The 11955-nt window shown below is 74.2% G+C and carries 6 protein-coding genes and 1 pseudogene; 4 read left to right on the top strand and 3 right to left on the bottom strand.

Features of this window, described 5'->3' with window-relative positions; genetic code table 11:
- A pseudogene (locus EOE48_RS19745) lies at positions 1-5004 on the bottom strand (hypothetical protein); the annotation flags it as partial.
- Between the two features lie 208 nt (positions 5005-5212).
- Between EOE48_RS19745 and EOE48_RS19740 the strand changes: the two are divergent.
- Positions 5213-7159 carry a zinc metalloprotease gene (locus EOE48_RS19740; RefSeq protein WP_127732325.1) on the top strand — a complete coding sequence of 649 codons (1947 nt, stop codon included), beginning with the start codon at positions 5213-5215 and terminating at the stop codon, positions 7157-7159.
- On the opposite strand, the gene EOE48_RS19735 is transcribed toward EOE48_RS19740, so the two are convergent.
- Complete coding sequence (locus EOE48_RS19735; RefSeq protein ID WP_127732323.1) at positions 7083-7457, bottom strand: flagellar assembly protein FliX; 375 nt, start codon at positions 7455-7457, stop codon at positions 7083-7085. The two genes, EOE48_RS19740 and EOE48_RS19735, sit on opposite strands and share 77 nt — an antisense overlap.
- Before the next feature lie 240 nt (positions 7458-7697).
- Here EOE48_RS19735 and EOE48_RS19730 point away from each other — a divergent pair, with 240 nt between their 5' ends.
- The 3 genes from EOE48_RS19730 to EOE48_RS19720 are packed head-to-tail and all read left to right on the top strand — an operon-like array spanning position 7698 to position 9648.
- On the top strand, positions 7698-8798 hold the full coding sequence (locus EOE48_RS19730; protein WP_127732321.1) for a flagellar basal body P-ring protein FlgI: 1101 nt from the start codon (positions 7698-7700) through the stop codon (positions 8796-8798).
- 33 nt (positions 8799-8831) lie between these two features.
- Positions 8832-9191 (top strand): rod-binding protein, encoded by a 360-nt coding sequence (locus tag EOE48_RS19725; protein ID WP_127732319.1) that lies wholly within the window; start codon positions 8832-8834, stop codon positions 9189-9191.
- On the top strand, positions 9175-9648 hold the full coding sequence (locus EOE48_RS19720) for a hypothetical protein (RefSeq protein ID WP_127732317.1): 474 nt from the start codon (positions 9175-9177) through the stop codon (positions 9646-9648). Before EOE48_RS19725 ends, EOE48_RS19720 begins: the two co-directional genes overlap by 17 nt.
- A gap of 12 nt (positions 9649-9660) precedes the next feature.
- Here EOE48_RS19720 and EOE48_RS19715 read toward each other — a convergent pair whose 3' ends face one another.
- Positions 9661-11787, bottom strand: coding sequence for a TonB-dependent receptor (locus EOE48_RS19715; RefSeq protein ID WP_127732315.1), 2127 nt, complete (start codon positions 11785-11787; stop codon positions 9661-9663).
- Positions 11788-11955 lie beyond the last annotated feature (168 nt).

The following is an 11955-nucleotide window of genomic DNA, read 5'->3' as shown; positions in this document are numbered from 1 at the left end:
CGGCGCGCCGGCGTCGGGCGCCGCCCCGGCGGCGAGCCGGGCGTCGCCGCCGCGCGGGCCGCTGCCGAGCTGCCGGCGCAGGTCGTCGAAGGTGGCGATGCGCCGGCCGATCGGCGGTCCGCCGGGCTTCAGGCAATCCCCGAACCCGCCCCCGTCGGACGCCCCCCGGGCGAGGCAGGCGGAGATGTCGGGCGACCACGCCGAATCGTAGCTGCGCACGAGGCCCCAGGCGCCGTTCCACAGCGCATCGGTCGAGCCGAAATGGAACAGGTGGTCGAAGGTCGGCTGGTAGCCGGGGTTGTCCGTCAGGGGGGTCGGCGCGGCGTCCGGTGCGGCCTCCTTCAGCCGCAGGGCGGGAGCGTTGCCGTTCCCGCTCGCCGAGAACAGGCTGCCGACCTCGAAATGCTCCGAGATGCCGATCTCCTGCGCGGCGACGTAGCCGAGCGGGTTGTCGCAGCCCATCACCAGGGCCTCGAGAGCGTGCAGGTCCGATTTCAAGTACGGTGGTAGGCCGCCCCGGATCGCCCAGGCGAGGTAGTTCAGCGGGTCGCCGCCCTTGGCGATCGGGTTGAGGGCGCAGGCCGCCGCCCGCGACGCCGCCGCGGAGCCTTCCGGCCCGACCGGCCGCTCGCTCGGGAACGGCTGGTCGACGTTGCGCCGGCCGGGCCGGCCCTCGACCATGAAGGTGTGCTGCACCTCCTGCGCGCCCTGGATCATCCGCACGACGATCCGGTCCTCCGACAGCCCTTCGAGGATCGGCGTGCACGGGTCGCCGTGCACCGCCGAGAGGAAGACCTCGGCGAGGTTGCCGCCCTCGCCGGCCCCGGTCGGGCGCTGCCGGTCGATGCTGCGGTAGGCTTCGCGGTCCGCCGACGCCGCGCCGGCCTCGCGGCACGGGTTGCGCAGGAAGCTCGGCGGGACCTTGCCGTCGCTGCCGATGCGCAGCGGGATCGGCTCGTTGCGATAGTTCACGAGGTAGGGATCGTGGTGCTTCTGCGAGATCGCCTCGGGACGCGGCGGCGGCGCGATCGGGCTGCCGGAGGTCCGCCGGATCGCCTCGCGGGCGAGCGCGAGCTTGGCGGTCTCGCCCTCCCCGAGCGCGATGCCGAGCCGGCTCAGGACGTGGTTGGGGGCGTCCTCCGCCCCCGGATCGTCCTCCGGGTGGCGCGGGCGGTCGGGATGGCGGGCCTCGTGCAGCAGGGCGTCGAGGCCGTTCGCGTCGGGGGCGGGCGGCGGCACGTCGGCGAGCCGGCGGCCGTCGTAGAGCAGCGCGAAGTCGGCGACCGCGATGGCGTATTCGCGGGCGTCCGAGTGGATCGGGTCGCCGTGGTCCTCGCCCAGCGGTTTCCAGCGGAACACGCTGGCGCGGGCGCCGACGAGGTCGCGGGCGGGATGCGCCGCGAGCGTCGCCCGGGCGCTCGCCGCGACCGGGGCGACGGCCGCCGGCCCGGCGACGCAGCCCTTGTCGAGGGCGGCGTCCGAGTGCGGCTCGGCGAGCGGGCAGACGGCGTGCGGCGACGGCTCGATCAGCAGGGCCGCGTAGAAGCCGTGCTGCTGGATGTTCGACGGCCCGAAATGGTCGTGGGTGAACACCGTGCGCAGGGTGCGGTCGGCGACGGCGTCGCCCTTGGGGGCGGTGTCGGACAGGATCGGGTCGGCGAACCAGCGCTGCACGGTGGTCTGGAAGTACCGGAGGTTGTCGCCGTCGAGCCGCACCCGCTTCGACACGCCCTTGATGAAGTCCTCGCCGCATTCCTCGTCGCTGCGGGGGGCCGGGTCGGCGATCCGGGCCGGGTCCTCGCCGGCGCGCTTGCGGGTCCGGCCGCGGGCGGCGCACAGGCGCGTCAGCACCTCGTCGGGGGCGAAGGTGCCGTCCTCGTAGTTGAAGCCGTTGCCGCTGCCGTCCGAGGAGGTGACGTCGAACTTCACGAGGTGGATGTGCTGGCCGATCGTGTCGGTCGGCACCTTGAGCTGGAAGTCGTCGAGGGCGAGGTCCTTGGGCGTCTCGTTGGTGTGGTGGAACTCGATGCACTCGCCGGAGAAGCCGCGGAAGAAGAACGGCTCGGCGTCGGAGCGGGTGCGGTTCTTGAACCGGGCGGCCTCGGCCGACAGGACGTTGATGCGCGCCTGCGGGTCGTGCCAGCCGGCCCGGTTGACGACGAGCGTCGTCTCCACCGCCGAGACGTGGAAGCGCCGGAAGCCGGTCAGGCCGGGATCGAGGGCGAGCGGGTTGCCGGTCCCGAACGGGTCGCGGGCGACCTGGAACGGCTCGTCGGCGGCCCATGTCGCCGCATGGGGATCGAAGCGGCGGTGCCGCGGCCCGTTCGGCAGGCCGAGGACGAGGGGCGCCGCGCAGGGATCGGCATAGGGCGCGCCCGGCGCGCCGGGGGAGCCGTTGACCGCGAAGGCGCCGTCCGGGGCGAGGGCGGCCGGCGTCGCGCGCCCGACCTCGCCGCGGATCGCCTCGGCCGGGATCACCCCGGCGGGATAGGCGCCGGTCGCCGGGTCGAGGGCGGTCGCGGAGAGCCCGGTCTCGCCGGGCGCCGCGACCGGGGCCTGCGCCAGCGCGGCGGTGCCGGGATGGGCCGGCACCACCGCCACCCCGGCGCCGGTGCCGTGGAAGCGCATCGCGCTGCGTTCGAGGGCAGTGCCGGCATGGGGCAGCAATTCGAGGTCGAGGTGCTCGAAATGCGAGGTCATGTCGCCGCGCGCCAGCATCGTGGCGAGGAGGCCGCCCTTCGCCGCGACGGCGGCGCGCCGCTCGGGCGGGAGGTCGCGCACCGCGTTCGGGACCGCGACCCCGCCGGTGACGACGTGGCGGGGCAGGCCGCCGTCGAGATGGCTGCGCCCGGCGAGCGCCGCGACGTGGGCCGGGGTGATCCCGGCCTGCGGGTCGGCCTCGGCCCGGGCCATGTCGAGGGGCGGCTGCGGCGAGCGGTGGCCCGGCCGGCCCGGGATGTAGAACGGGTAGCCCGGCATCGCCTCGGTCTCGGCGACGGCGGCCGGGGCCTGCGGCGGGGCGTAGCTCGGCAGCGGCGGCAGGCCGGTGCCGGGCAGCGGGACGAGGCCGGGGATCGGGGTGCCGAGGTCGGCCCGCCGCGTCGCCGGCACCAGCCGCTCGCCGAGGGGGCCGACGCTGCCCCGGCGGGTCACCGCCGGCTCGGGGTTGCGGACCACCGAGAGCCCGGGCCGCGACTGCCCGTCGGGCAGGAGGCGGGTGCCGTCCTCGAGCACGTCGTGGACGCGCCAGAGCGCCCACATCCCCTGCGCGAAGTGCGGGTAGAGGTGGCAGTGGAAGATCGCGTCGCCGGGCGTGCGGTTGCGGTTGCCGGAGCCGAGCGAGCCCCACCACCCCTTCGGCCCCGCGCCGGTCCCCGGCCCCGGCAGGTAGCGTTCCTGGCCGCCGTGATAGATCCGGTAGGTGAAGCCCTGCTGCGGCCCGATGGTCTGGCTGTCGAGATAGGCGCCGCGGCCGGCGTCGTTGCCGGCGAACCACTGGTGCGTGTGCAGGTGGAAGACGTGGGTCTCCTTGCCGGCGTGGAAGTTGCGGAAGACGACCTTGTCGTTGAGGTAGGAGTGGTGGACGTTCGAGGGGTCGTCCGGGAAGGCTTCGAGCAGCGCCGGGTCGCCGTTGGCCCAACTCTCCAGGAAGAACTCCTCGTAGAGGCATTCCGGGCAGTTCGCCGCCGGGCCGATCCCGAGGCGGTTGGCGAGCAGCGCCGAGCCGACGCCGCTCGCGCCGTAATTGATCGCGAAGCCGTCGCGCACCCCCGAGAGCTGGGCGAACCGGTCGAGCTGCCTGAACGCGTCGGCGTAGAAGGTCTTCAGCTCGTCGTGGAAGATCACGGTGTATTCGCGGAACGGCGCCTGCGCCTCGCGCGCCATCCGCCGCAGGCGCAGGTTCTCGGCGCCGAGCCCGCCGTCCTCCGACCTCGGCGACTCGGGAACCTCCCCCGGGACCACGATGGCGTTGAGGTCGCCGTGGACGATCTCGACCCGCTCGCGCCCGTCCGCGCGGCCGCAGGGGCGGTGCAGTTCGAGGATCGGCACCGGCGCGGCGGCGCAGGGCGACTCCGCCCGGGCTCCGGCCGGCTCGGCCTGCGCCGCGCCGAAATCGACCGCGCCGGCGCGGGCGTGGGGCAGCGCCTCGGGCGCGGGGTTGCGGGCCCAGATCCGGTCGAAGGCGGCGCTGGTCACCTGGCTGCGGAAGGCACGGCTGCCCGCCGGCTCGACGATCAGCGCCCCGAACAGGCCGTGCCCGAGGGAGCCGGCATCGCCCTCGCCGCCGGCCGGCGCCGCGAGGCTCGAGAACAGGTGGGTGCCCTCGCGGTCGGTCCGCCAGCGGCACACGATGGTGGCGCCGGGCGCGACCGCCGACAGGCCGAGGCAGGCCGGGTCGATCCGGTCCCCGACCGGCACGGCTTCGAGCCCCGGCATCGCCACCGACAGGGTGCGGGTGCGCGGCCAGTCGGCCCCGGCCGTCGGCTCGGCCCGGCTCGCCTCCTCGGCCGTCCGGCACTGGCCGCCCTGCCCCGGATCGAACGCGGCGCGCAGGTCGGGCCGCACCGGCGCGACCGCCGCCGCCGCGGCCGTCTCGCCGCAGAACCCCTCCCCCACCCGGGCCGGCGGGTCGGCGAAGGCGCCGCTGATCCCGGGCTGGTCCTCGCGCAGGAGGTTGGTCAGGCCGATCTCGATCACGTCGCCGGCATTGACCCGCAGGACCAGCGGCCGCGGGCGCTTGCAGTCCTTGAGCCTGACGCGCCCCGGCAGAAGCGCGCCGCGGCCCGGCTCGGCGCCGGTCAGCGTGCCGCACGCATCCGCGTCCGGCCGCCGCGCCGTCTCGTCGGACGACGACACGTCGCGCCGCAGGGCGAAGATCATCCCGTAGGGATTGAACGAGCCGAAGCGGTTGTAGACGAGGAGCTGGTCGAGGGCGACGACGTCGGCCCGCACGAGGCGCCCCTCGCCGGCCGCCGCCGGGACCGCGAGCCCGAGCCACGACAACCCGGCGAGAACCCATGCCGCCGGCCGGCCGCGTCGCCGTTTCGCACAATGGAAAACCGACAACGCAGCCATACCACCCCTCCCGAGCGAGGTTTGACTTCGGCGATCTGAGCATAGACTCGCGGGACCCGCAAGTCGTCTTGCTTAAAAACTCATAATCGGCATTGTGTGATCTCCTGTCGATTTCCGCCTGGGGGAGATCACGGTCATGCCGGGTGTGGCAGCGGGTTTCTACGCGACGACGGCCGACCCCTACGCCCAGGTTCGCGTCGAGCGCGATGTCCGGCAATTTCGCACAACCGTCAGTGGGGACATCCTCCGTTCGGATGAAGCGATCGTCTCGTTTCTGCTGCGGCCCGAGGCGGTGGTGCAGACCGGGGACGTGATCGGCGGGACGGCGGAGCTGTTCTGGTCGGAAGCCGGGTTCCCGACGACGGCGCAGGTGCAACTGACGCCGGTGGCCACGCAGGACGGGACCGAGGCGGTCTCGGTCCAGCTCGGGACCGGACCGGGAGCGCCCAGCCTCACCCTGGTCCGGCAGGACCGCTCCCTGCGCCGGCTGTCGCTGGTCATGCACGCGATCAAGGGGCTCGCCCTGCCGAATCCCTCCCTGGTGGATGCGAACGCCGCCGGCGAGACGCTGCCGACGGTCATGAAGGCGGCGTCGATCGAGGTGGCGGTCCCGGCGGGCATCCAGACGCGGTCGGAGCTCTCCAGCCGCGCCCTCGATCCGCAGCGGATCGTGAACCCGGCCGAGCTGGAGGCGATGCTGCGGGAATGGGGCAGCCCGCCGGCCTCCGTCGGGCTGGCCGACGACTGGTGGCTGCACGTGGTCTTCGCCGGCCGCCTCGAGGGCGGCCGGGACGTCCTCGGGATCATGTACGACACCCAGAGCCAGAACGCGGACCCGCCGCGCCAGGGGCTGGCGGTGTTCCTCAACACCAAGACCCTGTCGGACTTCCGGCAGACCGACCCGGTGGCGTGGCGCCGGCACGTCCTGTTCACCCTCGCCCACGAGATCGGGCACGCCCTCAACCTGCCGCACTGCGCCGAGCGCAACGCGCCGGCCGCGCTGAGCTGGATGAACAATCCCTTCACCTTCGCGGGCGGTTCGGAGGCGTTCTGGAGCGGATTCAAGGACCGCTTCGACGACGACGAGCTCTGCTTCCTCTGCCACGCGCCCCACATCGACATCGCGCCGGGGACGAGCAACTACGCCGTCCGCCAGAGCCGGCTCATCGCCGGCAGCGGCGGTCCCCCGGGGGGACTCGTCGCGCTGGCGGCCTCCGGCGCACCGGTCCGGGCGGCGGCGGCGCTGACGCCGGTGAAACGATGCGCGAAGGGGCAGCCGGTGCCGCTCTACCGGTTCGGCGAGCCGGTCTTCCTCAAGTTCACGCTCGCCAACCTCGGCGAGGCGCGTTTCCCCTATCCGAAGTCGTTCGACCCGAGCGACGGGCTCCTGACCGTCACGGTGACGCGGCCGGACGGGCGGAGCCGCACGCTGCGTCCGGCGATGGCGCTGTGCCAGCACCACCCCGAGGCGTGGCTGGAGCCGGGCGGCGAACCGGCCTCGTTCGACGGGATCTTCGCGAGCTTCGACGCCGACGGGCCGCTCTTCGACCTCCCGGGCCGCTACCGCGTGACGGCGCGGTTCGCCGGCCTGCCCGGCCCTCCCCTGGCGGCGGCGCCCGCGACCCTGCGGGTGCTCCATCCGACCCGGGCCGAGGAGATCGCCGCGGTCACGGTCTGGGACGATCCCGGCCTGATGCGGGCGATCTACCTGCGCCAGCCGCTCCTGGCCCTCGACCGGTGGCAGGAACTCGTCGAGCGCTACGAGGCGATCGCCCGCGACGGCGCCGACCCGGACGACACCACCGCCGCCTTCCTGCGCTACACCGCGGCGCTCGGCTGGATGCAGCGCTTCGCCCCGGCCTCGCGGAAGAGGGCGCGCGAGCCCGACCCTGAGAAGGCGCGCGAGCATCTCCGCGCCGGGCAGCACCCGCAGCTCCCGTCCGGCGCGGCCGGGAAGCTGCGGCGGCTGGAGGACGACGCCTCCGGGGTCACGGCGGAGCCGGGCCTCAGCCGGCGGTCGCGCGCCCGGCCGAGGCGAGCTTCGCCAGCTCCACCTGCGCCCTCAGCTCGATCTCGCCGATGAGGCCGTCGAGGCGCGGGTCGCCGGTGGCGCCGGCCCGCTCGGCGAGGCGGGCGGCGATCGCCGTCAGGTCGGCGGCGTTCACCCGGCCGCCGAGGAGCGCCGCCTTGAGGCGGTCGAGGGCGTCGAGCAGGTCGTGGCCGCGGCGGGCGGCGCGGCGGCGGCGCTCGGCCGGGTCGTCCTGCGCCTGAAGGGTCAGGATCGCGTCGAGGCCGGCGAGCGGCGCGGCGCTGCCGGCCCCGGCCCGCCCCGGCGCCGCCGCGGTGGCCGGGGCGGGAGCGAAGCGGGGATCGACGCGCATGGGGGTCTTTCGGGGCCTGATCGGACACCGGGACCCTCGCGCCGGCATGGTGAACAATCCGTAAACATCCCGGCAGGACTTGCCGGCAGGACTTGCCGGGCCGGCAGACATCGCCAAGCCGTCCGCGGCGGCGGCGCGGCGGCGTCCGCCCAGGGACGCCAGCGGCATCAGGCACTTGGACCCGGTCTCCGGTCTGGCACGGTCCTGGCTGCGGGTGTGGCGGCCCTCCAGGACCCCGGTATGATGCGTCGCCTCCTCCTCGTCCTCCTCGCGCTCCTCTCCGCGGGCCCGGCCCTCGCCCTGTCGCGGGTGAAGGACCTCGCCGGCATCGAGGGCGTGCGGCCCAACCAGCTCGTCGGCTACGGCATCGTCGTCGGGCTCAACGGCACCGGCGACACGCTCAACAACGCGCCCTTCACCAAGCAGTCGGTGCAGGCGATGCTGGAGCGGCTCGGGATCAACACCCGCGGCGCGACCATGCGCACCACCAACAACGCCGCCGTGGTGGTGACGGCGAACCTCCCGCCCTTCTCCGCCCAGGGCACCCGCATCGACGTCACGGTGTCGTCGCTCGGCGACGCCAAGTCGCTCCAGGGCGGCACGCTGCTGGTGACCTCGCTGCTCGGCGCCGACGGCGAGGTCTACGCCCTGGCGCAGGGCTCGATCGCCATCGCGGGCTTCCAGGCGGAGGGCGACGCGGCGAAGATCACCCGCGGCGTGCCGACCAACGGGCGCATCGCCAACGGCGCGATGATCGAGCGCGAGATCGACTTCAAGCTCGGCCAGCAGCGCGGCCTGCGCCTGTCCCTGCGCAACCCCGACCTGACCACCGCCAAGCGGATCGCCACCGCGATCAACGACTTCATGGGCGCCGACACCGCCGAGCCGACCGACCCCTCGACGGTGACGCTCCAGATCCCGGCCCGCTACCAGGGCAACATGATCCGCCTGCTCACCGACGTCGAGCAGCTCAAGGTCGAGCCCGACCAGACCGCGCGGGTCGTCATCGACGAGCGCTCCGGCATCATCGTGATGGGCCGCGACGTGCGGGTCTCCACGGTGGCGGTGGCGCAGGGCAACCTGACCGTGACGATCAACGAGATGCCGCAGGTGAGCCAGCCGGCGCCGTTCTCCGACGGCCAGACCGTCGTGGTGCCGCGCACCGCCCTCAAGGTCGATACCGGCGACCGCAACAAGCTCGCCCTGGTGCGCGAGGGCGTGACCCTGCGCGAACTGGTCGACGGCCTCAACGCCCTCGGCATCGGCCCGCGCGACATGATCTCGATCCTGCAGGCGATCAAGGCCGCCGGCGCCCTGCAGGCCGACATCGAAGTGATGTGACGCATCCCGTTCCCACCGTCAGGAGACCGCCCCATGTTCGCCCTCGCCCCCCTCGCCGCCTCGACGGCGCTCGCCGCCGGACAGGCCCTCGCCGGCGCCGTCGGCTCCAACCTCTCGGGCGCGATCTCGAAGTCGCAGGCCAACGGGCAGGTCAAGAAGACCGCCGACGAGTTCGAGACGATGTTCCTGAGCCAGACCCTCGACCAGCTCGCCTCCTCGCAGGGCACCGAGGGGCCGCTCGGCGAGAACGGCACCGGCGGCGGGGTCTACCGCTCGATGCTCAACCAGGAATACGCGCAGTCGATCGTGAAGAGCGGCGGCGTCGGCATCGGCGACCAGGTGATGCGCGAGATGCTGCGGATGCAGGAGGTCGGCGGTGGCGCCGGGCGCTGAGCCGGTCCGGGTCGGCGACCGCGCCGGCGCCGAGAGCCTCGTCGCCGGGATCCTCGCGGTGATGGACGAGCTGGAGGGCGTGCTGGCGGCCGAGAGCGGCCATGTCCGCCACGGCCGCCTGCGGGAGGGGCTGGCGCAGGACGCGCGCAAGACCGACCTGTCGGGCGCCTACCTGCGCGGCCTGGAGGTGGTGAAGGCCAACGCCGTCGCGCTCGCCCGCTTCGCCCCCGACCGGGTCGCGGCCCTGCGCGAGGCCCATGCCCGCTTCGCCGCCGCGGTCGAGACCAACCAGACCGTGCTCGCCACCGCCCGCACGGTGTCCGAGAGCCTGCTCAAGACCCTCTCGACCGAGTTGAGCCGCGGCTCGCAGGCCCAGGGCTACGGCGGCCACCGCCCGGCCGCCTCGCCCTACGGCGCGGTCGGGCGCGCGCCGCTGGTGCTGTCGCGGCACCTGTGAGAGCAGGGCCGGTCAGAACCGCGCGGTCAGGAACAGCCGGACGTTGCGCCCCGGCAGCACCACCTCGTCCTTCGTGAACGAGGCGGCGTTGCGGATCACGTCGTCGAGCAGGTTGGTCCCGCGCAGTCCGAGAGTGACCTCGGCGAGGCCGTGCACCGCCGGATCGAGGGCGGCGCTGTAGGAGACCTCGGCCTTGAGGTCGTTGTAGCCCGGCGTCGGCGACTCCAGCGCTCCGGTCTGCGTCTGCGCGAAGGCGTGGAGCAGGCCGAGTTGCGCAACCCAGCCGTCCGCCCGTACGAACACGCCGCCGCCGACCCGGTGCGGCGGGATGCGTGGCACGGAGGACCCGTCGTCGAACCGCGCCCGCACGAAGTCGTACTGGGCGGTGATGCCGGCGAAGCCGTCGCCGACCGGCACGAGATCGAGCTGGCTCGCGATCTCGGCGCCGTAGAAGGTCGCGTCGGCGCCGGAATACACCACCTGCCGCAGGGGACCGCCGTCGGGGCCGCAGGTGCCGAAGGTGTCGCCGCAGGTCAGGCCGGTGAGGCGCTTGTCAATGAAGCCGGTGTAGCGGGTGGCGTAGCCGCTGGCGTCGAGGCGCAGCGGCCCCTCGGCCCGGCGCAGGCCGACCTCCACCGTGCGGGCGCGCTCGGGCTCGAGGTCGGGGTCGCCGATCTCGAAGGTCGCGGGCGCCGCGTGCGGCCCGCGCGAGTACAGTTCGGGCGAGGCCGGGGCGCGCTCGACAGTGGAGCCGGTGAGGCGGGCGACGAAGCCGTGGGGCAGCTCCTGGAGCGCGCCGAGGCTCGCGCTCCTCGGGGCGAAGCGGCGCACGCGGGCGATTTCCGCCGGCTCGTCGCGGGGGCCGCGGGGCACGAAGCCGGCCGGGAACAGCGCCTCGGTGCCGGCGACGCGGGCGGCCTCGATCCGGCCGGCCGCCTGGAGCCGCAGGCCGCCGCCGAGCGCCAGCTCCTCGAACAGGTAGACGGCGCCGGTCCGGGTGTCGGTCGGGCGCAGCAGGCCGCCCTCGGCGCCCGAGATGGCGAGGTCGCGCCGCTCCGATTGCAGACCGAGCGTCCCGGTGAGGACGCCGAAGGCGGTCTCGACCGGAACGTGCTCGAACTCCACCCGCCCCTCGGCGGCGCGGTTGCGGAACACCGCCTGGATGCCGTCGACCCCGTCCGGGCCGAGTCCGGATTCGTCGTGGCGATAGGTCGAGCCGCCGAACCAGAACCGGATCGCGGCGAACGGCCCGTCCGTCGGCCGGACCTCGCCGCGGGCCTGGAGCTTGTCCTGGGTCGGGTCGAGGCGGGTGCGCAGGCGTGCCGCCGCGGTGCCGGGGATGCCGTAGAGCGCGTCGTAGTGGCTGAACGACAGCCCGACGAAGCCCTGGTCGCCGACCATCGCGGCGCCGAGAGCCCCGCCCTGCGACCGGGCGGCGGAGTTGCGCTGGAGGCCGAGCGGCGTGGCGTAGTCGTCGGCGACGCTGCGGAACCCGTCGGCGTGAACCACGACGTTGCCGCTGCCGGCCTCGACCGAGGCGGCGGCGTTGCGGCCGTCGTCCACGGCGGAGAGGCCGGTGGTCACCCGGCCGGCGAGGCCGCCCGGCGGCATCACGGTCGGGATGCGGCCGGTCTCGACCGCGACCACGCCGCCGACCGCCTGCGAGCCGTAGCGCAGGCCGGCCGGCCCGCGGATCACCTCGATGCGGTCGGCGACCAGCGGGTTGATCGGCACGGCGTGGTCCTCGCCGAGATCCGACATGTCCTGCACGCCGGTGCCGTTCTCCACGATGCGGACCCGGTTGTTGTCGAGGCCGCGGATGATCGGGCGCGTGGCCGAGGTCGGCGCGAAGCCCGAGGCCGACAGGCCCGGCTTGTCGAACAGCGCCTCGCCGAGCGAGGTCGGCTGCGACCGGGCGAGTTCGGCGCCGGGCACCACCGTGACCGCCGAAAAGCTGTCGGCGACCACCGGCAGCACGCCGGCCGGGAACCGCCCTCCGGTCGCGGGGCCGGCGGCCGGCCGCTCCGGCGCCACCGCGATCTCGTCCAGCGCGATGTCCTCGGCCCGGGCCGCGACGGCACCGAGGCCGACGAGCCCGATCCAGGCCCCGCACCGGGCGAGATAGGTTATCCTCGACATCAAAGCCCCTGACCCAAATTATAGCTTATGCTATCTTATGGGCGAGCGGCTATGTCGTCGTCAAGCGATCGGCGTGCCGGCGCGGCCGGGCCGTCACCGTCCTGTGATACGGTTTTCGGACGATCAGTTCCGAAAACCGTATCACCAGCCCGCGCGGCGCATGAGCGA

This window comes from Methylobacterium oryzihabitans, assembly GCF_004004555.2.
In the GTDB taxonomy this organism is placed as follows: domain Bacteria; phylum Pseudomonadota; class Alphaproteobacteria; order Rhizobiales; family Beijerinckiaceae; genus Methylobacterium; species Methylobacterium oryzihabitans.
Note: the sequence above shows the minus strand (reverse complement) of the source record. Positions and strands in the feature narration are given on the sequence as shown.